This window comes from Hymenobacter duratus (assembly GCF_014698995.1).
Classification (GTDB): Bacteria; Bacteroidota; Bacteroidia; order Cytophagales; family Hymenobacteraceae; genus Hymenobacter; species Hymenobacter duratus.
The window spans coordinates 328,917-348,444 of sequence record NZ_JACWZZ010000001.1; the positions used below are offsets into that span (position 1 = coordinate 328,917).

15 protein-coding genes are annotated in these 19,528 nt (G+C 60.4%); 6 read left to right on the forward strand and 9 right to left on the reverse strand.

Annotated elements, in window-relative coordinates; translation table 11 throughout:
- Positions 1 to 54 precede the first annotated feature (54 nt).
- Positions 55 to 1,146: a PAS domain-containing sensor histidine kinase gene (locus tag IC231_RS01390; RefSeq protein ID WP_190782835.1), complete on the forward strand. Its 1,092-nt coding sequence runs from the start codon at positions 55 to 57 to the stop codon at positions 1,144 to 1,146.
- Positions 1,147 to 1,200: 54 nt separating this feature from the next.
- Complete coding sequence (gene treF, locus IC231_RS01395) at positions 1,201 to 2,751, forward strand: alpha,alpha-trehalase TreF (RefSeq protein WP_190782836.1); 1,551 nt, start codon at positions 1,201 to 1,203, stop codon at positions 2,749 to 2,751.
- Positions 2,752 to 2,767: 16 nt separating this feature from the next.
- Here treF and IC231_RS01400 read toward each other — a convergent pair whose 3' ends face one another.
- A complete protein-coding gene (locus IC231_RS01400; RefSeq protein WP_190782837.1) occupies positions 2,768 to 4,570 on the reverse strand; it encodes a M61 family metallopeptidase in 1,803 nt (600 codons plus the stop codon).
- Between the two features lie 158 nt (positions 4,571 to 4,728).
- Between IC231_RS01400 and IC231_RS01405 the strand changes: the two genes are divergently transcribed.
- Both IC231_RS01405 and IC231_RS01410 read left to right on the forward strand, forming a co-directional pair.
- Positions 4,729 to 6,153: a CehA/McbA family metallohydrolase gene (locus IC231_RS01405; protein ID WP_190782838.1), complete on the forward strand. Its 1,425-nt coding sequence runs from the start codon at positions 4,729 to 4,731 to the stop codon at positions 6,151 to 6,153.
- Between the two features lie 171 nt (positions 6,154 to 6,324).
- Entirely contained in the window at positions 6,325 to 6,987 is a 663-nt protein-coding gene (locus tag IC231_RS01410; RefSeq protein ID WP_190782839.1) for an SOS response-associated peptidase, read from the forward strand.
- Between the two features lie 73 nt (positions 6,988 to 7,060).
- Here the strand turns inward: IC231_RS01410 and IC231_RS01415 are convergent, their stop codons facing one another.
- The 5 genes from IC231_RS01415 to IC231_RS01435 all read right to left on the reverse strand — a co-directional run bounded on the left by IC231_RS01415 (position 7,061) and on the right by IC231_RS01435 (position 13,041).
- Positions 7,061 to 7,369: a hypothetical protein gene (locus IC231_RS01415; protein WP_190782840.1), complete on the reverse strand. Its 309-nt coding sequence runs from the start codon at positions 7,367 to 7,369 to the stop codon at positions 7,061 to 7,063.
- A gap of 190 nt (positions 7,370 to 7,559) precedes the next feature.
- The gene (locus IC231_RS01420) at positions 7,560 to 9,143 is read right to left on the reverse strand and encodes a DUF1501 domain-containing protein (RefSeq protein ID WP_190782841.1); all 1,584 of its coding nucleotides are present in this window, start codon (positions 9,141 to 9,143) and stop codon (positions 7,560 to 7,562) included.
- A 112-nt stretch (positions 9,144 to 9,255) separates the two neighbouring features.
- The gene (locus IC231_RS01425; protein WP_190782842.1) at positions 9,256 to 10,983 is read right to left on the reverse strand and encodes a DUF1800 domain-containing protein; all 1,728 of its coding nucleotides are present in this window, start codon (positions 10,981 to 10,983) and stop codon (positions 9,256 to 9,258) included.
- A 259-nt stretch (positions 10,984 to 11,242) separates the two neighbouring features.
- A complete protein-coding gene (locus IC231_RS01430; RefSeq protein ID WP_190782843.1) occupies positions 11,243 to 12,403 on the reverse strand; it encodes a S1 family peptidase in 1,161 nt (386 codons plus the stop codon).
- Between the two features lie 50 nt (positions 12,404 to 12,453).
- On the reverse strand, positions 12,454 to 13,041 hold the full coding sequence (locus tag IC231_RS01435; RefSeq protein ID WP_185887981.1) for an RNA polymerase sigma factor: 588 nt from the start codon (positions 13,039 to 13,041) through the stop codon (positions 12,454 to 12,456).
- A 131-nt stretch (positions 13,042 to 13,172) separates the two neighbouring features.
- Between IC231_RS01435 and IC231_RS01440 the strand changes: the two genes are divergently transcribed.
- Together IC231_RS01440 and IC231_RS01445 are read left to right on the forward strand one after the other, a co-directional pair.
- Positions 13,173 to 13,415, forward strand: coding sequence for a hypothetical protein (locus IC231_RS01440; RefSeq protein WP_190782844.1), 243 nt, complete (start codon positions 13,173 to 13,175; stop codon positions 13,413 to 13,415).
- A gap of 193 nt (positions 13,416 to 13,608) precedes the next feature.
- Positions 13,609 to 13,809, forward strand: a complete 201-nt coding sequence (locus IC231_RS01445; protein ID WP_190782845.1) for a hypothetical protein — start codon at positions 13,609 to 13,611, stop codon at positions 13,807 to 13,809.
- A gap of 77 nt (positions 13,810 to 13,886) precedes the next feature.
- Here IC231_RS01445 and IC231_RS01450 read toward each other — a convergent pair whose 3' ends face one another.
- Genes IC231_RS01450 through IC231_RS01460 form a run of 3 tightly spaced genes read right to left on the reverse strand, consistent with a single transcriptional unit; the run spans position 13,887 to position 19,491 of the window.
- Positions 13,887 to 15,665, reverse strand: a complete 1,779-nt coding sequence (locus IC231_RS01450; RefSeq protein WP_190782846.1) for a hypothetical protein — start codon at positions 15,663 to 15,665, stop codon at positions 13,887 to 13,889.
- Positions 15,662 to 17,902, reverse strand: a complete 2,241-nt coding sequence (locus IC231_RS01455; RefSeq protein ID WP_190782847.1) for a DUF4175 family protein — start codon at positions 17,900 to 17,902, stop codon at positions 15,662 to 15,664. Before IC231_RS01455 ends, IC231_RS01450 begins: the two co-directional genes overlap by 4 nt.
- Positions 17,899 to 19,491: a BatA domain-containing protein gene (locus tag IC231_RS01460; RefSeq protein WP_190782848.1), complete on the reverse strand. Its 1,593-nt coding sequence runs from the start codon at positions 19,489 to 19,491 to the stop codon at positions 17,899 to 17,901. The genes IC231_RS01455 and IC231_RS01460 overlap by 4 nt, the downstream gene beginning before the upstream one ends.
- Positions 19,492 to 19,528 lie beyond the last annotated feature (37 nt).

Consider the following 19,528-nt stretch of genomic DNA (forward strand, 5'->3'; position numbering starts at 1 on the left):
TTATAAGCCTTAAACTCAACAGTCGAGCTTCTCTGCCAGCAGAATTTCCGCCTCATGCCAGACTTTTCCACGCTGTTCCGTCCGCTCGCCGAGCATAGCCAGGTGCTCTATTTTGTTTATCACCTCGAAGCGCGGCAGTTTCTCTACGTCAGCCCGGCTTACGAAACGATACTGGGCCGGCCAGCTACGGCCGTGAATGAAGAATGGCCGAATCTGCTGGCCCTGGTGCACCCCGACGACCAAGCCTACGCCGAGGGGTGTTTCAGACATTTGCTGCATGGCACTTTTCTGGAAGATGTGGAGCTGCGCCTGCTGCATCCCGATGGCCGGGTGCAGCATCTGTGCTTCGCAGTGTCGCGGGTGAGCGAAAGCGCCGGCTGCAGCTACCTAAGTGGTACCGTGCATGACTATACCAGCACCCGCGAGTACCTGGATAACGCGGACCGCTTCAACAAGAAGAAAAACGCAACGCTCGAAATTCTCTCCCACGATCTGGCCGGCCCCTTCGCCATGATGGAACAGCTGGCCGGCTATGTGGGAGAAAAAATACTGCCGCTGCAGGATACCAAGCTCAATGAGCTGCTGCGCATGATGAAAACCACCTGCCAGGACAGTATCAGCCTGATTCGGGACTTCGTGGACAACGAGTTTATGGAGTCCTCGCACGTGGAGCTGAAGATTGAGCGGGTGGATATGGTAGCTGAATTGCGCGAAATGCTGGAGGAGTACCAGCGTTCCGAGGAGCATCTGGCCAAAAACTTCCTATTCCGCCCCGAGAGTCCCAGCGCCTACATTGAGGTGGATAATAACAAGTTCATGCAGGTGATGAATAATCTGATTTCCAATGCTATAAAATTCACTCCGGACGGGGGGCAGATTGAGGTAAGCGTGGTCGAAGAGCCGGGCCGCGTGGTGGTTTCCGTTGTGGATAACGGAATTGGTATTCCGGAGCAGCTGATGCCCGTACTGTTCGACCGGTTTACGCCCGCCCGGCGGCCGGGCCTGCGCGGCGAAAAAACCACCGGCCTGGGCATGTCCATCATCAAAACCATTGTGGAGCTGCACCAAGGCCAGATTCATTGCCAGAGCGTGGAGCAGCAAGGCACTACCTTCACGATAGAGCTACCGCGCAAAGAGCCTGCCTAGCGCACGGAAGCCAGGGCAACCCCACTTTTTCGGGTGTGGGCCGTTTAACTGCGGATGAGAAAACTGCTTTTTGTGTGCTGCCTGTTGCTGGCAGCCAATAGCTACGCGCAGCCCACCCCACGCCAACTGTTTCCGGGCCTCTTTGAAGCTGTGCAGCTGGGCCGGGTGTTTCCGGATAACAAGACGTTTGTAGATGCCGTGCCCCTACAGGCGCCACGTGTTATTCTGGCCGCCTGGCAGCAGCAGAAAGGCACCCCAGGCTTCCGGCTGGAGCAATTTGTAAGGACCTATTTCCGACTGCCCGAAGAAAACACTGCCGCATACCGCAGCAACGTAGCCGCGGGCCTGCGTCCTCACCTCGACACGCTCTGGACCGTGCTGCAGCGCCCGGCGCAACGCACTGCTGAGCCCTACAGCTCGTTGTTGCCGCTTCCCAAGACTTACGTGGTGCCGGGCGGACGTTTTCGGGAAGTATACTACTGGGACTCCTACTTCACGATGCTGGGTTTGCAACAGGCTGGCCGCACGGCGCTAGTGCGCAGCATGACCGATAATTTCGCCTACCTGATAAACCGCTACGGCTTTATCCCGAACGGCAACCGAACCTACTACCTCACCCGCTCGCAGCCGCCCTTTTTCGCCCTGATGGTGCAGCTGCTGGCCCAGGCCCAGTCCGATACGGTGCTGCGCCGCTACCAACCGGCTCTGTTGCGCGAGCATGCCTATTGGATGGTGGGTGCCGACTCGCTGACTCCTGGTAACGCCACGCGCCGTGTAGTGCGCCTGCCTGGGGGCGAATTGCTCAACCGCTACTGGGACGACAGTACGGAGCCGCGAGAAGAGTCGTATGTAGAGGATGTGGAGGCTGCCCGTCAGAGCAAGCAGCCGGCTCCTCAGTTCTACCGCAACATTCGGGCGGCGGCAGCTTCCGGCTGGGACTTCAGCACCCGCTGGTTTGGGCCCGAAAACACGCTGGCCTCCATTCGCACCACCGAACTGGTGCCCGTAGACCTGAACTGTCTGCTTCTGACGCTGGAAGAAACCATTGCCCGCACCTATGCCGTGCAGGGCAAGCGGCAAACAGCGCGCCAGTGGGAGCAGAAAGTCCGGCAGCGCCGCCAGGCCATCCAGCTATACTGCTGGAACCCCACAGTCGGCTGGTTCACCGACTACGACTTGGTGCAGCGCCGCCCAGCCGCTATCCGGACGCTGGCTGGAGCATTTCCACTGGCATTTGATGTGGCCACGCCGCAGCAGGCCCGCCAGGTTGGCGCGGGGTTGCAGCGGGACTTTCTGAAAGACGGCGGCCTGCTCACTACACTCACGGCCAGCGGCCAGCAGTGGGATGCGCCCAATGCTTGGGCTCCACTACAGTATATAGCCGTACAGGGCCTTGCTCGCACGGGCCAGCAGGCTCTGGCCGATACGGTCACCAGCCGCTGGGTACGTTTGAACGCACGTGTGTTTCAGCAAACAGGCAAACTGCTGGAGAAATACAACGTGGTAGACACGCACCTGCCTGCCGGGGGCGGCGAATACCCACTACAAGACGGTTTTGGCTGGACGAACGGGGTGCTGCTGAAATTTCTGGACAGCAAAAAGTAAAAGGGTGCCTACTAGGCTACAGATTCTTGAGCCAAGCCTGGCGCAACGCCAACTGGGCGGGCGTGGGGCTGGGCATAGCTGTGAGTTGGTAGCGTTTCACTTCCTCTTTGCCCTGCAGCTTGCACTTGATTTTCTTCTCGCTGCCCGCCCGTCGCACCGTTAGCTCGTATTCCTGGCCGGGCTTGCCGGCTTTGGCTTTGCTCATTAGCGCGTTTAGGTTGTCTGGCGTTATGGTTTCGCCTTGGTAGGCCACAAGCAGGTCGCCTTCGGCCACACCGCAGGCTTTCAGCGCCGGACTCACCTGCTCGAACACGATGCCGTTTGGCCCACTGTTGAAGCTGGCTCCTAAGTTGGCAATCTGCCGGCCGGTGCGCAGCACCGGCGAGTAGTGCACGCCTACTTTGGCATAGTACTCGGCCAGCGGGAGAGGCTGTGCCTGCTGCACGTAGCGCGCAAAAAAGTCGCCGATTTCTGGGTAAGTAAGCTGGGCGAAATCCTGGAAAAAAGTCTTTTCCGAGAATGGCTTATCGGGACCGTAGCGCTTGGTAAGGTCCAGTATCACTTCGCGCAGTCCGCGCTTCCCGCCAGACAGTTCCAGCAGGCGCAAATCCAGCAGAGCGGCCGTGACGGCGCCGCGCTGGTAGATGTTGCCATACTGGCGCTGGCCTTCATCAGAAAAGGAGTTGAGGCCGAGGCGACTGAGCGAGTAGGTGGTGTCGGCGTACTGGTGGTCGTAGGCAATCTTGCCGCTCATTTCCTGCAGATACTCGTCCAGCGGCATCAGGCCACCGCGCAGTTGCATCATGCCGGCCGCCCACTCCGTGGTGCCCTCGTATAGCCACAAATGCTCCGAACCGGTCGGCTGCACAAAGTTGAACTGCTGAATGATTTCGGAGTGAATGTTGAGCGGCGTCACGACGTGGAAGAACTCGTGGGCCGCAATGCTCGTGACGCGGGCTGCCAAGTCGGGCGTGAAGGGCGCTTCGCGCAGCACATATTCTGAGCTATAGGAATGCTCCCAGGCGCCGTTGCTCACGTCGTCGAAGTGGTAGAGGAAGGTGTAGCGCTGTACCGGCAGCTGCACCAGAAACTGCTGGGCGGCGTTCAGCATCTGCTGCATTTCTTTCAGCAGCGGCTCGGCCTGCACTTGGTCGGTTTTCGAGTAGCAGAGCAGGTCAACTTCGGTAGTGCCAATCATGGTTTTGGCCTCCGTGAGGCGGCCCAACAAAAACGGCGAATCCACGGCCTGGTCGTAAGTTTTGGCCGTATAGTAGCCCTGCGCGTCGGCCGTCAGGGCCGTCCCGATTTTCCAACCCTGCGGATAGTTCAGCTTGATGCGCAGCGGCCGGGCCTGCCAGCCCTGCGGATAGCCCAAGATGGTCTGGCCGTTGAGCAGCGCATGGTCGGTTTCCAAAGACGAACCGCACATCCGGTACACCGCATGCTCCTTCACCGGCGTGTCCCAGGTTTCGGCAATGGTGTAGCGGATTTCGCGGGTCTTTTCGGGCTTTAGTAGCTGCCACTGGTTAGTCGAAAGCTGCTTCACTTCCAGCGGTTTTCCCTTCTTGTCGAAGGCCTCGAATTTGCGCACGAAGCGGCCAATGTCCATTACCTGGTAGGTGCCCGGCGCGGTGGCGGCAAACTGATACACGCCCTGTTCCTTTTTCAGCTCCGGCAGTTCCAGCTTCACCTGAAAGGCGTCACTGTCGGTGGCCGGGTCCATGCTGATGGTGTAGGTGAGCGGGGCCTGGGCCTGAGCCGCGACGAATGGGGCCGTGAGCAGAGCGGCCAGAACGGCAAGGCGTGGGAAGAGTTTCATAGACCAGAAAGATAGGAACAGACTAAGGAATGCAGAAAAACGGCAACCGTTGCGCCCCGGTTTGTGATAGGGCGCGGGGTGAAAGTATGTCCTTCGGCAGCTTCCCTCCGGAAGCGGTATCTTTGAGCTTCGCTCTACTACTACACACCTGTTACAACATGCTGAAACCCATTACGCTTCTCCTGGCCCTGTGCGGCTGGGCGACGCTGGCGCGCGCGCAAACGCCCACCGCCTACAACTTCTACTACGGCAACCTGCACGCCCACTCCAGCTACTCCGATGGCAACCAGGATGAGGCCCGCACCGGCTACGCCACGCCTTACCAGAACTATGGCTTTGCCGATGCCTCGCTGCATTTAGACTTCCTAGGTATTTCGGAGCACAACCATAGCCAGGCCGGCATGCAGCTTCCCAACTATGCCCGCGGCCTGCGCCAGGCTGATAGTGCCACCGTGGATGGCTCTTTTGTTGCGCTGTATGGCATGGAGTGGGGCGTTATTTCGGGCGGCGGCCACGTGCTGGTATATGGCGTAGACCAGCTGCTGGGCTGGGAAGCTGGCAACTTCAGCGTCTTTGTGCCCCGCAGCAACTACCAGGCGCTGTTCAAGGAAATCAATCGGCGGCCGGGTGCGTTTGCCATGCTGGCCCATCCCCAAACCGGCGACTACGGCAACCTGGCTAGCGGTACGTTCAGCCCCACTGCCGACAGTGCCATCGTAAGCACCGTGTTGCGCTCCGGCCCGGCCACGTCTACCAATATCACCTATTCCAACCCCAGCACCAGCTCTTACGAAAGCACCTACCAGCGGCTGCTGGCCCGCGGCTACCACATCGGTATCAGCCTCGACCACGACAACCACAACACCACCTTCGGGCGTACCACGCCGGGCCGCCTGGTGGTGCTGGCCCCCACGCTCACCAAGGCCAGTCTGATGCAGGCGCTGCGCGCCCGCCGCTTCTATGCCTCCGACGACTGGAACGCGCAAGTGAGCTTCACGCTGAATGGCGAGCCGATGGGCAGCGTGCTACAGGGCGGCACCAATGCCGACATTAACGTGTCGGTTGCGGATGGCGACAACGAAGCTGTCCGGTCCCTGACGCTGATGCGCGGCGTGCCCGGAAACGGCGTCAATGCTATAGCCTTGGTCAACGCTCCTGCAGGCGCGGCGGCTCTCACCTTCACCGATACCAACGTTCCGAATTCGGCCTATTACTATTACGCCGTCATCATTCAGAATGACGGCAACCGCATCGTCACGTCGCCTATCTGGTACAACCGCACGGCGGCTCTGAGTGCGGCGGCGGGCCAGGAGCTGGCTCAGCTGGACGTATTCCCGAACCCTGTGAGCGGCGGCACAGCCACGCTTTCCTACTCGCTGCCGGCTACGTCCAGCGTCACGCTGGAAGTGTTGGATGCTTTGGGCCGCCCGGTATATACGCTGGCCCGCGGTGAACGGCAGGCTGCCGGCCCACATGCCTACGAACTCAACACAGTGCAGAGCCAACTGGCCGCCGGCCTCTACACTGTCCGGCTGACGCAGGATGGTACTACCACATACCGCAAGTTGGTAGTAGCGCAATAAAGCGCCCAAAGCGGCCCTCATTTTCGATTACGCCCCGGCCCCACAAGGCCGGGGCTTTTTGCTGCTGAAAATGAGCCGGCGCATGCCCCAAAAGCCGAACTCAGTCTTTCGATATGGCGTTACTAGAAAGGTAAGGTATCTGTCTTCTGAACCACTAATTTTCTACAGCTTATGTGTGGCCGCTATACTACTACTGCCCCTCGCCCTGTACTCGAAAAGCGCTTCGAGGCTACTTTCAAAGCGGAGGCCGCGCCGAACTACAATGCCGCCCCGTCGCAGCAACTCCCGGTGATTCTGAACACCGAGCCCGGCCAGATTCAGCTGTTGCAGTGGGGCCTGATTCCGGGCTGGGTGAAAGATCTGAAAGCCGCACCCAAACCTATTAATGCCCGTGCCGAAACACTGGCCGACAAGCCTTCTTTCCGGCAGTTGCTGCAGCGCCGCCGCTGCCTTGTGCCCGCCGATAGTTTTTATGAGTGGCAGGTGACGGCCGCCGGCAAAGTGCCCCACCGCATTCTGCTACAGAACGAGGAGCCGTTTGCCTTTGCCGGCCTCTGGGACGAGTGGATAGACCGCCAGACCGGCGAAGTGCGCCCTACGTTCACCATCATCACCACCGAGCCCAACGAGTTGATGGCCTCTATCCACAACCGTATGCCCGTGATTTTGCAGGGCCGCGAGGCAGAGCTAGCCTGGCTGGATGATAGAGTGAGCCTATCTGACCATCAGCACCTGCTCCAGCCTTATCCTACGGATCTGATGCGCGAATACGCTTTGACAACCCGTGTGAACTCACCCGCTCACAACGACCCGGACGTGCTGGCCGCCGCCTGATAAGCACATCGTACGGACACAAAAAAGCCCCTCATCTTTTACATGAGGGGCTTTTTTGTGGAGCCTACCAGCATTACGCTGGTTTGGCGCTAGTGTGTTTGTGGTCTTCGGAAGTGTCGGTGTCATCATCAGAAATGGCATCGGCAGCCTTTTTGGCGGCAATGATGGCAACGACGGCAATGCCCGCAATACCGAGAATAAGCTGGGTGGTAGTGAAGCGCTGCGACGCTTTTTTCAGTAGAATGCCGCTGTGTCTAATTAAGTCGTCGAGCTGGTCGGACTCTCCCTGGAATACTTTGTAGCCGCTTTGCAGGGCATTGATGATGTCTTCGGGCAGAATCTTCTCGATTTCTTTTTCCACGTTTGAGAGTTGGTTTGCCATAAAGCGGAGGGTCGAAGGAACGGTGAAACAAACTGAAGCCGCTGGCGGCTTCGGAGGGACTATACGCGAAAACCCGCCGCCGGGCTGCCCCGGTAGCGGGTTTTTCAACCGAAAAAACAAAAAAATCAAACGCGCTGGCGCGTTGACTTCTTACAAGGTCAACCGTAGTGAAAACGCGGTGCTGGTTCAGCTATTCCACTACTACCAGCCGGGAGCTGACCCGCTGGCCTTCCTGCACGTGGCAATTGTAGGAACCGGCTGCCAGGGCGCTGGCATCCAGTGGAATCTGGCGCAAGCCGGCAGGGAGTTTTCGGTCGAGGAGGCGCGCTACTTCGCGGCCCAGCGCATCGTAAAGCACCACCTGCACGTGGCCACCTTCACTTTCAAATTCTACCGTGGCCCGTTCCCGCACCGGATTCGGATACACACTGAACGCCGCCACACTAGTGTTGGCGGCGCTGGTGCCTGCCACCACACTGGGCCGGATGATGGGCATGTACGGAAACTGCCCGATGCTGGAGGGGAGCAGGGCATTGAGCGTAGCCTGTGGCACCCGGAACCAGTCTTTGAGCAGGCTGGCATATACGGCCCGGAAGTCAAACTGCATCTGTACCTGGTCGTTCACGCCGGCATTAGCAGGTAGTACCGGATTGGCACCGTGAATGACGGGGTTGACACTGGTGCCAAACACGATGAGCGGAGCCGCCGCGCCGTGGTCGGTGCCTTTGCTGGAATTTGCCTTGATGCGGCGCCCAAACTCCGAAAACGTCATGCCCACCACCCGGTCCTGCACCGTCAGGCGGCGCAAATCATCCTGGAACGCCTCCAGCGCCTGCGAGATTTTGCCGAGCAGTGTAGCGTGAGTGCCCGTTGTGGTGCTGCCCGTGGTAGGAACCTGGGTGGCGTGCGTATCGAAGCCGCCGAGGTTGCAGACGTAGATGCGGGTTTGCAGGCCGCCCGCCACTAGCTGCGCCACTATCTTGAGCTGATCGGCGAGGGAGTTCTGGCCAGCCGTGGGGTAGAGCGGCGAAAGGTTGCGGGCCCGGGCTGCTGCCGCCTGAATGGCAGTGGTGTACACCTGCGTCTGCGAAATCACCTGCCGGATGAAGGTCAGCTCGTGCCCGGCTGGTGTGTTGGGCGCCACATCTACCCCACCCGACAGCAGCTGGTAGAACGAGGCCGTGCTGGCAATGGCCATGCCCATGTTCACGGCGGGGCCCTGCACACAGTTGCTGACTACTGACCCGATGCTGATAGCCAGCGGGTCGGGGTTGGTGGCGCTGGGGTAGCCGGTGGGGTAGTTGGCATACTCCGAGTTGAGGTAGCGCCCGGCCCAGCCCGAGGTGATAGTGACATTGGAGTCGGAAGCGGAAGTCCAGATGTCGGTGGCGCGGAAGTGCGAGTAATTGGGGTTGGGGTAACCAACGCTCTGTACCACGCCTATTTTGCCATCATCGAATAGGTTTTTCACGCCTGCCATGGCCGGATGAATGCCCGTTACGGCGCTAAGCGGCAGCACCTGGTTTTGCGGAATGGCAATGTCGGCGCGGGCATTTAGGAGGGCCGCGTACTGGTCAGTTGGGATAATCGTGTTCAGCCCGTCGTTGCCGCCGTTCAGCTGAATCAGCACCAGTACCCGGTCGGTTTGTGTTGCGCCGCCCGTTATGTCGAACAGCTCCGGCGAGAAGCCATAGGCCCCAATGGGCAGACCGCCGAGCAGCGTGGGAAGCACCGTAGCCGTGGCAGTAGTCTGGAGGAAATGTCTGCGTTTCATGCGTCGTCTGGTAACTGAGTGAGAGAGTAACGGAGTAAAGGGTGGCGGCTGCTCTGCCCACGTGGCCTGTGCCTGGCACGGGCCTGCGCAGGGGCAGCTCCTCGGTTACTCCTCAGCTAAGATGATATTCTGCCAGTCCCATCAGCTGGCGCAGCAGGGCCTGCAGCTTGGTGCGAACGGCAGCTTTTTTGGTGGCGTTGGTAGGGGCCGCCAGGTATTCTTGCCACTCCACGGTCCATTCAAAATCGGGCAAACCCGGCAGGAGCGTGTCGTTGAGAAAAGTGAGCTGGTTGGTAGTCAGTTCGATGGGCGTGAGTAGCCGGGCCAGTTCCGCAATCAGCAGGTTAGGGTCAGCAGCCGTGGCAGGCGGCAGCGTGAGAACCAGTTCAATTGGGTCTATCTTGATGGTGGCGCCGCTAGTAGTGTAGCCGTTGGTGCTGATCATCAGGTCCGTGAACTGGTTGCGGCGGGGCAGCGTCACGGCATTTATCCACATTTCGTAGTACTGCGGCGTCTGCCAGTAAGCAGGCCAGCCCGCTACGTTCGGCGGGTCGCCGAGGTACTGCTGCTGCAGATTCGTGACGCTGTTCAGGTAGTTCCACATAGCGTATTGCCCCGTGAGACTGATGCTGGCCGGAAAGGCTATCTGCAGTTGCCGGGCAGTCCCCACTGTAAAGTCGAGCGGACTTTTGATAACGCAGCCCATGTTCACGGCATCAAAGAAATGCTCACTCGACAGCAACGTGCGCAGCACAGGGGCCACGTTGTAGTTGTTTTGCATGAGCAGCTGCGCCAACGGCTGAATCACCTGGGCCTCGGCCGTGGCATCAATAACATAGTACACAAACCAACGGTAGAGCTTGCGGCACAGGAAACGCGCCGTTTCTACCTGCGCGAAAATCAGGGCAATCAGCGCCTTGTACTCCTGGTCGCCTTGGTTAGTGATGGTGGTATTTTGGAAGGCGCTGCTGAAGAGCTTGGCCGTGGTGCTGTGCCGCGAGGCCGTGAAGTAGCCTGCCTGCGTGGTGGCATTGTCGCGCCAGCCCGTGAGCACGCGGGCGGCGGCCTGCACGTCATCCTCGGTATAGGTAGTGTAGTTGCCGGGACCAATCAACGGGCCTTTGCCCACCGTAAACAGCTCCAGTAGCTCACGGCCGTAGTTTTCGTTGGGGGCGGTAGCCGTGCTTTGGTTGCCGTTGAGGTAGCGCAGCATGGCCGGAGCCACGGTAATGTCCTCGGTCAGACGCTGAATGTTGCCCAGCGCATGCTGGCGCAGCAAGGCGCAGTACTGATAGCCGTAGCGCGCGTCGTTGATGTCGCCCAGTTCAATTACGAAATGGTTGTGCCAGAACAGCGTCATCTTCTCCACCAGCGAAGGCCCCTGCCCCAGCAGTTGCCCCATCCACCAGGAGCGGAGCGACGTGCGGCGCACGCCCTCAAAGTTCTGATCAAACGGCTGAGCCACCCAGGTCTGCCCGATAGCCACGCTGGTATCGGTAGCAGATACATTAAGTGGCGGCGCGGGTGCGGGTGGGGCAGCCAGTAAGGTGTTCATTACCTGTGCCAGAGACTGGCTGGCAGCCGTGGTAATTTCGGTACGATTGGGGCCAAACAGGCAACGCCGAAGCAGATGTGCCGCCTGCGCGTAGCTCCAGGGGCCAACATATGGGCTGAGGCCCGCCGTAGAACGAGCAGCCGTGGGCAGCTTGGTATTGGCATATCGGCTTACCGTTTCGTCGTCCCCTGTTAGGGTGCCGGAAGGTTGAGGCCGCTCCAGTACGGCGGCAGCTGAAGCAGTAAGCGTGGTGGCCGGCTTGCGGAGGAAAGCTCTACGGTCCATAGGCGGGAAGTGGAAAAGTGTAGCGGTAAAGTCAGACCGGAAACGGCTTGGTACTAGGCAGGTAAGTTCGTTGTTTTCAAGGCTCTATCCTAAGGACTTGCGCATATAGTGAAAGTTTAATGAAGCAGGGTGTTTTCCTGCATAAGCCCACACAGCTGACTGCTAGAATGCACACTGCCGGTCGGCTGTGCGCACAAAAAAAGCCCTGCCGGAGAGGCAGGGCTTTCTATCGTATTTCAGGCCGCTTCAGCGGAGAATATCATTCGTACACTTTCACCACGAACACGTAATCCTGTAGCTTCCGGATCTGTTGGGGGCGGGAGCTGCCGGCCAGCTGGTTGGTGCGTGGCAGGTTGTAGGGCTGCACCGAGTTCATGGAACTCAGCGAATCCACCAGCTTCATCAGGTACGACGACTTAGTGGCGAATGCCGCGCTCTGCACGTCCATTTGCCGGCCGCTGATGATGCCAATCAGGTTGCCTCGGTCATCAAGCAGTGGGCCGCCCGAGTTACCGGGGTTCACCGGAATGCTGATCTGATAGAAAGCTGAGTCGCCTTCGAAACCCGTGCGGGCACTCAGCGAGCCGTCGTTGTATACTTGGTCTTCACGTGGGTAGCCCAGCGTGTAGATTTTCTCGCCCAGCTCAGCCGTGCCACGCTTAAACGAGTAAGGCAGGCGGCCAAAACCGCTGAAGTTCCGGTCTTTGATGCGTAGGATAGCCAAGTCGTGGGCTACATCAGAGAAGACGGGCTCGGCGCGGTACCGCTGCCGGTCGCGGCCCTCAATCAGCAGCGAGTCAGCTCCCTGAATGACGTGGTAGCTCGTCACGATATAGCCATCTGAGGTGAGGGCGAAGCCTGTGCCGCTGAACTTACCGGGGTTGATGGCTGCCGGCAACGCGCCAATCTGGTTGATGGCCTTGTTCATCACGCGCTGGGTGCGCTTGATGCGGTCCACGTCGCGGCGCAGCACCGTGTAGCCGTATTGGGTAGGCTGCTGGCGGGCTTTCCACCATTCCAGGCCCAGCAGCGTCGTGAATACGGCCAGCACCGCCACCGAAGCAGCTACCATCATGGTAGCCCGGTGTCCATGCCAGAACTCACGCAACTTCTGCTCGGTGCGCGAAATGTGGAGCTGCGGCATCTGTGGATTGCCGGTTTCCAGTACCTCGTCGTCAACTGTCAGCTTCACTGCCTGCTCAGCATCCAGATCGGCCTGAATGGCGCGCAGCTTGCGGCGCGTACTCAGCCGCTGGCCGTAGCTGCTCAGCGTAGAGGTTAGGTCCGCAAAATCAGCGTAGCGCTGCGCCAGCACCGGATCAGACGACAGCCGACGCTCCAGGTCGGTGCGCGCCGGAGCAGCTAGCTCGCCGTGCTGGTAAGCCTCAAATAAAGCGTAATAGTCAGCTTCAGTCATCATGGAGTAAAGCGGGTGGGTGAGGTCCGCGTTGGCAGGTCAGAGGCGAGATGTCAGAACGATTCTTCTTCCTTGTAATGGGTGAAAAACAGTTTTTTCAAACGCACCAGACACTTGTATTTCTGATTCTTGGCATTGTCGGCGTTGGTGTAGCCGAAGTCTGCCGTAAGTTGCTGCATCGACTTGTCGAGCAGGTAAAAGCCTTCCAAAAGCGAACGGCAGGGCTCCCCGAGTCGTTCCAGCGCCTCGCCCATGGTGGCAAAGCGCCGGTCGCGTTCCTCCGCTTCCAGCAGGTCGGCTTCAGCGCCGGTTTCCAGATACGGCTCGTGGTCATCGAGGCGGCCGCCGAAACGGGTTTTCTCGGTGAGACGCTTGAGCCATAGCCGGCGGCAGACAGCATACAGGTAGGTTTTGATCTGGCAGCTAAGCTCCAGCGAGCCGTCGCGTACTTTCTCATAAAACACCATGATGCCCTCCTGATAGACGTCCTTGGCTTCGTCTTCGGTACCGCTATTCTGCAGCACGTAGTGCGAAACCATGGGCAGGTGCAGCCGGTAGAGCTGAGCCAGGGCCCGGTCGTCGCCGCGGCGGATGGCCGCCACGAATTCGTCATCGGTGTAGGAAGCAGTGGCCTTCGCCATTCACTTTGGTCTTTAATACCTTGAGCGGGGTGAAGTAACCCGCTCAAAAAAATATTTATGTTCTGGGTTACCTTCTTCCTTCAGGAGTATGAAGGGGGTTTTCAGACAAATTTTTCAAACTTACCACAACCATGAAGAACCTTCTCAAGGTATCTGCTCTGTTTTTCGCCGTAGCTCTGTCGTCTTGCGAGTCGAAGCCTGCTACTACCGAAGAAACCACCACCACAGAAACCGGTACCGTAGAAACCACGACTCCCGCTACTACGGACTCGACGGCTATGATGGCTGATACCACGGCTGCTGCTACCACGGCTCCCGCTGCTACTACCGAGGCTTCGTCGACCACGACGACGACCACCACTGAGCAGAAGTAATTGCCAGAGACTGACCTTAGTCAGTCTCTTATAGAAAGGCCGGTTTCCTGCAGGAAACCGGCCTTTTTTTGGATATGTTCAAAATCGGAGTGTAAATAGTCATTGAATATTGAAGTATTTGATATTTAAAATGCAACCTTTGCTCTCTGCCTCTAACAATTTAGTAATAGCAGTTTCTTTATACCACCCTATCGTGTCAGTCGCGCTACCTCATTCCAGCCATATTACTCCCCTTGAAGGAGCAGATACGACCACTACGCCCACGGCCAAACCAGCCGCTGAGCGTGAGCAGGTGCTGGTGCCCATAACTAATACCGTATATAAGGTTGGGGATTACCTGATTGGGGACGCCGACGACGCGAAACTGGGCGGGCACCCTGATATCCGCTACTAGACAACTTGCAGTGTACTCCATGCAAAAACGGCCTATGAAGGCCGTTTTGCGTTTGTGGAAGGAGCTACTGATGGAAACTAAAGCTTCTCTTCCAGCCACAAAAAACCGGCTGCCAAGACAAACAACGCAAAAAACCACCCCGCCGGCCAGGCAATGGTCACTACCAAGAGTGCCGGTTTGCCGGGCGCGCTCTGCGCCGATGAAGCCATCTGCGCCCAGCTTTGTTGCTGCGGCCCCAGCCAGTGGTTCTTACCGAAGACATAGACCCACTGATTTGCCTGCCCCGGGCGCTGCAACTGCTGCCAGCCCGCTTGTGCGGGCCAGTAGGTAACTGTATTCCACTCCGGAAGGCCGGTATCCTGCAGCAGTGCCAACTGTGCCAAAGGTTTTCCGGTAGCATCGGAAACCACTGGCGCTCGGGTTGGCCGGGCAGTAGCGCTAAGCTGCACCGTGACTGGCAAACCCAAGCGCGGCCACGGTGTAACCACGGTCCAACGGGAGGAGTACTCGGCCGGGCGGGCAGCGGCAGTCAGCAGCCGGCTCCAGTAGGTGCTGTAGAGTGCAGGCGTGTTTTGCAGCAGCCACGGATACGTTTCAGGCAAAGCAGACACCACTACAGTGCCCTGGCCCAGGCGCTGAGCGGCTACTACCGGTCGGAACAGGCCAGCCACCGAAAACAGGGACTGCGCCGTGCCGTTGAGTTGCAGCGTAGCAGGCACCACTGCGGTAGCGGCCACTTCTGCTAAGCGGCGCGGCCGGTCGATGCCGACACCCGGTTGCATCTGCACCCGAATGCCCGGAGCAAGTGCTGCTCTGGGCAGCGTAGCCGATTCAGCCAGCAGGATGAGCCCTAAGCCGCCGTTGCGCTGCGCTGAACGTAGCGCCTGCGCTTCTGAAGGGGCACAATTGGCTAATACAGCTGCATCGGCTATCAGCACATCATAGCGGGCAAGCAGGGCAGTAGTCAGGCGGCTGAGGTCGGTGGCGGCGTGGTTGCTGAACTCGGTCTGGGTAAGGCCCCGACTGATACCCGCCCGCCATGCTACCGCGTGCTGCTGCGCAGCCAAGTGGTTTTTCAGGAATTTCAGCTCGAAGGAAGGTGTGGCAGCCAGCAGCAGCACCCGAAGCGACCTGGTAGGCAGCACTTCGGCCGGTACCGGCTCCTGGGCCAGCAGGCGCGCAGTAGGGCCAGCCGAAAGCGTGGCGACCAGGCGTCCGGCCGCTTTGGGGGTGTAGCGCAGCCGAAAAGCACCCCGCCCGCCCGGTAGTCGCACCGAATCCTGCGTGGCGCCGGCCGACTGCAGGCGCACCCAGACAGCAGTCCGGGCCGAGCTGGTGAAAAATCCTTCCAGCAGCAGCGGCTGCCCTAACTCTACGCTCCGGTTCCAGTAGGCTGTCCGAAAGCCCGTGAAAGCCGGTGGTGTGTGCGGTATCATGCGTATCGAGCCCAGTTCTGGCACTACGGCCGGCGGAAGCCCGGTGCCCAGCACGTGCAGCTGGCGCAACACAGGCTGCTGCTCGCGCAAAATGCCGAGACGGGCAACTGAGGGCGTGTCTGAGCGAACGGCAGCAGACGTATTAGGCTGATAGTGCCAGATGCGGGTGGCAGGGCCAAGTCGGCGTAGCAGGGCACTGAGCGTATCAGGCTGATAACCGGAAGTGAGTAGGATGGCTTCGGCCTGCGGAACAGTGCTGGTCCTATGAGGCGGGTATGCCGTTAGCCAGAGCGCCGCCACAGCTAGTATACTGGCCAGGATGCGGGCCGCCCGACGGCGTGGGTCGGGGCGTTTCCAGGCGGCCACGGCTAGGCCTAGCGCCAGCAGCAAGCAGGCTATCAGGAGAATATACACTATCATAGTGCTTGCAGGTAGCGTTGGCCCAGCCGGTCGGGGCGGGGCGGGCGAGCCGGCGCAGCGGGTGGGGCCGGCAGTAAAGTCGCCAGTGCCTTCTCAGAAGGAGCAAAGCAGTGTTGGCAGACCGTTCTTCCAGCACGAATGTCGGTGGTGAGTTGGCGTAAGGCACGCAAGGCGGGTAGATAGGCTCCTGGGCGCTGCAGGGCCGCCTGCGCCACGGCCTGCCCGGCCCGTTCCAGCACCAGTGCATCGGCAGGAGTGGCTGCCTGGCCTGCCTGCAGAGCAGCCAGCAACCGCACCGCTGCTCTTATTCCCGGCTGGCCTGCCGGCGCCGGAAGCTGCCGGGAAATGCGCGGTACTGCTGTGCCGGCCAGGTCGCCGGAAAGGCGCAGGGTAGCTTCGGGCAGCACGGGTGGCTCGTAGCCCGACTTCCGAACGAAGGCCCGAGTTTGCTGCTGCACCTGCTTCAGAAGTCGCAGCGCGCGGTATTCAAATGGGCGGGCTTCGGCAGGCTTGGCCAGTCGCAACCGTAGCTCTGCCTCCCACATCTGGTTCAGCACGCCTCGCAGCTTGGCTTTCACGGCCGGCTCCAGAAAATCGGCCGTTTCCGAGTCGTCGTGCTTGTGGATGTACGGGTCCATCAGCTCCTGCGTGTTGCTGGAGCCGCTAGGTGAGCTGTGGTCATCGGTGCCATGGTCGTGGGCGGCATGTTCGGCGGGGTTTTCGTTGGCGTGCTCGTCGTGTTCCTCCGTCGTGTCTTTTTCAGCCGCTGGCGGAGCGGCTGTTTCTCCAATGCTGCCTTCAAACTCCTCACCCAGAAACTTGCCGTAGCGCAGGCGCAGAATTTTCTGGTCGTGGCCCAGGTTATTGGCACGGTCGGCGAAGGTGGCGGCCGGCAAAGTAGCGCGCTCGGCCATCAGCTTTTCCGTGTCGATGATGATCTGGCGCTGGCTGCGGAAATAGGCCGGCACCACGTTCACGCTCAGCGACAGATCTGTGAGGCCGTCCTGCACGGTCGTATCCTCCCACTGCACGAGGTAGGTGTCGGAGCGGGTGAGGTGACGGGCATTGTCGTGGGCGCGCACATAGAAATACACTTCGTCGCCGTAAGTGAGGCCCAGCGCCGGCAGCCGCAGCAGGGAGGACAGCGTGGCTTGGCGGGGCTGGCCGCGCAGGCCACGGCTCAGGTCCGTCACTACTTCCCTGAATTTCACGGCCTCGCCCTGGCCCTGCGCTACGGTAGCGACCAACTGCGCGTCCTGCAGACCATATTCGTCGCGCAGCGCCACCCGGATGGCTACCTGAGGGCGTTGGCCGAACTCGATGAGAGTATAAGGTTTCGGGGTTTGAATCTGGACGACGGGCGGCTGGTCGGGTAGCACTTCCAGCGCGTAATCATCAGACGTCTTGCCCGCGAACCGCAGCCGGTACAGACCTGAGGCTGCCACTGGCAGTTCTACGGCATACTCCAGCGGCTGGCCTGCTACCGGCTGAAATGTCAGGCGCTGCCGGCCCAGCTCCAGTACTGGCGCCGCTGCGCCAGCCCGCGAGACCCGCACCGTCCAGCGGACCCGTGAGCCGGCCGGGCAGCTGAACGACAGGCTGGCGGGCGCGAAAGCCGGGCGACGCGTGTAGGCCGGCGGCTGCACCAGAATACGGGTTTCCAGGAGCTGCGGCGGAGCTGGTTTGCCAGGTTGTGCGGGCGTTGGAGTATCCGGGAAATGCACCGCCAGCTTCGGCGCTGTTGTTGCTGCCTGGCTCGGCCTGTAGAGCCAGCTGCCGGCCGCTGCCAGCAGCAGGACACCTGTGAGCCAGCCCGCCAACCGCCACGAAAACGGTAGCAGTTGCCGCTCACTCTGCTGCAGCTCCAACAATCGGGTGTGCACACGCTGCTGCTGCAACTGTTCCAGCAGGTTCAGGGGCGGCTCCGTTGAGCTGTGCAGAAGCAAGCCGGTGCTGTCTTCCAGCGCCGGATGCAGCCGGTCGAGGCGGCGGGTTACGGCCGCCAGCCGCAGCTGACGCACACGGTAAATGCCATACGCGGTGCCAAAAAGCACCAGCAGTAGCCCTGTACCAACAGCCGGCCACATCTGCGGCCAGTGCCGTGCCCAGGCCAGAACGGCCAGCAGTCCTGCACCTACCGGCACCAACAGCGCCACTGTGCGCCGGTTCGCCTCCTGGCGGGCTATGCTCTGCAGCACCTGAGAGCCGGCTGGGATAGAAGTAGCAACCGTGCTCATAGCGACGAGGAAGAAGGGGAAACTGATCTGCGACGCGCCAGCCAGCGTTCCAGCGCAAACAACAACAACGCCGCCAGTAGCAGCCCAGGCCGTAGCTCTACTGCCTGAGGAGCGGGTTGGATGGTGGCCGGAGCGTTTGAAACAGGAGCCGCTACAGAAGCCGGAGCACCGAGCTGACGCGGATCAAGCTGCCGCAAATCGTGAGCGGTAATACCTACGGCGGGTTCCGATTCGGAGCGGAGCAGCTGCAGGAGCAGCGTAGGCAGCACGGGGCTTTCCGGCAGGCTGGTCCAGTCCGCTTGCAGGCGGGTGCGCAAGTGGTAGCGGCGGCCCTGGCCCAGCGGCTGGCGCAGCAAAACCGGCTGCCCCGTTCCGGCCTGCCACAAAATGGTCTGGCGTGCTACCGTGCTGGTATCGAGCCGCCGAATGGCAATAGGAGCTGCATCAGCCAGCCCGGTTACATCCAGTCGGGTATCTACGAGGCTGCCTTTCAGGGCTTCCTGCCAAAGGTTGCCGCCCTGCCGGACCTGCCGCAGCAAGCCGGCCGGAACTGGCTGGTCGCTCAGCCAGAAAAACCAGTCGGTTTGGTTCGGCAGCGGGGCGGTGGGCGTGGCGGTGCGCAGATCCAGAGGCCGGTGTAGGCCCAGCGCGGCGGCCCGTAGCGCCGCCCGCAGATAGCGCTCGGCCGCAGCATGTGCGGCATCAGCATACAAGACTACCCGTAGCGGTGCTGTGTGGATGGCAACAGCTGGCTGGCCGGCGAGTTGTAGCACAGGTTTCGGGCCTGGCACGTATTCCAAACCGGGCAGGGCAGCTACCGACAGGCGACCGGCAGTGCGAGGATGGCGCAGGGCTACAGTACGAAAGACAGTGCCTTCTTCCTGGCTGCGGCCAACGAGCAGCCGCAAGGTGTCGGGGTGAGGCTGCCAAGCCTGCGCCAGCCAGACGGCCGAATCGGGTAAAGGCACAGTTTGCCACGTCAGGCGAGCCGGTAGCGCTGGGCGAGCCCCGATGAAATACGGCAACGCGGCCCCGGTAATAAGGTGCAGTGGTCGGCCCGGAAACGAGTCAGCTGCCTGCCGGGCACGGGCCCAGTAATCGTCAGCCACAGTTGTAGCAGAATCGGCAACACGAGCTAAAGTGAGCAGTTGCCGTAAGGAGTCTGGCTGATTCCAGGCATGAGCAGAAACCGGCCGGAAGCCTGGTGCAAACAGCCGCAACGAGTAGCCTTGCCGCCGCAACGAATCGAGAGAAGGGCGCAGGGCCGGCAGCACATCGGGATGCAACAGTTGGGGGGCCAGCAATACCACTCCGCGTGCCTCCTGCGCTGGCCGGGGCCGCATCCAGACCGGATCTGCTACCACCAACGCCAGCAACGCCACCAAGGCAGCCCGAAGCAGCAACAGCCACACCTGTTCGAGCCGCAGATTGCGCAGGCGGCGATTGGCGGCAGCCTCCAGCCAGCGCACACTGCCTACTCGTACCGTGCGCCCCGGCCGCCGGTTCCAGAGGTGAATGGCCACTGGTACCGCCAGCCCCAATAGGGCCAGCAATCCGGCGGTGGCATGGTGAAAGAGAAACGCGGGCAAGGAAGGGTGAATGAGTTGCTGGTAGAAAGGTCGGAAG

Bases quoted from the DNA above. Each gene is read 5' to 3' on its own strand.
- IC231_RS01390 (WP_190782835.1), top strand. From the start codon at position 55: ATGCCAGACTTTTCCACGCTGTTCCGTCCGCTCGCCGAGCATAGCCAG.
- treF (WP_190782836.1), top strand. From the start codon at position 1,201: ATGAGAAAACTGCTTTTTGTGTGCTGCCTGTTGCTGGCAGCCAATAGC.
- IC231_RS01400 (WP_190782837.1), bottom strand. From the start codon at position 4,570: ATGAAACTCTTCCCACGCCTTGCCGTTCTGGCCGCTCTGCTCACGGCC.
- IC231_RS01405 (WP_190782838.1), top strand. From the start codon at position 4,729: ATGCTGAAACCCATTACGCTTCTCCTGGCCCTGTGCGGCTGGGCGACG.
- IC231_RS01410 (WP_190782839.1), top strand. From the start codon at position 6,325: ATGTGTGGCCGCTATACTACTACTGCCCCTCGCCCTGTACTCGAAAAG.
- IC231_RS01415 (WP_190782840.1), bottom strand. From the start codon at position 7,369: ATGGCAAACCAACTCTCAAACGTGGAAAAAGAAATCGAGAAGATTCTG.
- IC231_RS01420 (WP_190782841.1), bottom strand. From the start codon at position 9,143: ATGAAACGCAGACATTTCCTCCAGACTACTGCCACGGCTACGGTGCTT.
- IC231_RS01425 (WP_190782842.1), bottom strand. From the start codon at position 10,983: ATGGACCGTAGAGCTTTCCTCCGCAAGCCGGCCACCACGCTTACTGCT.
- IC231_RS01430 (WP_190782843.1), bottom strand. From the start codon at position 12,403: ATGATGACTGAAGCTGACTATTACGCTTTATTTGAGGCTTACCAGCAC.
- IC231_RS01435 (WP_185887981.1), bottom strand. From the start codon at position 13,041: ATGGCGAAGGCCACTGCTTCCTACACCGATGACGAATTCGTGGCGGCC.
- IC231_RS01440 (WP_190782844.1), top strand. From the start codon at position 13,173: ATGAAGAACCTTCTCAAGGTATCTGCTCTGTTTTTCGCCGTAGCTCTG.
- IC231_RS01450 (WP_190782846.1), bottom strand. From the start codon at position 15,665: ATGATAGTGTATATTCTCCTGATAGCCTGCTTGCTGCTGGCGCTAGGC.
- IC231_RS01455 (WP_190782847.1), bottom strand. From the start codon at position 17,902: ATGAGCACGGTTGCTACTTCTATCCCAGCCGGCTCTCAGGTGCTGCAG.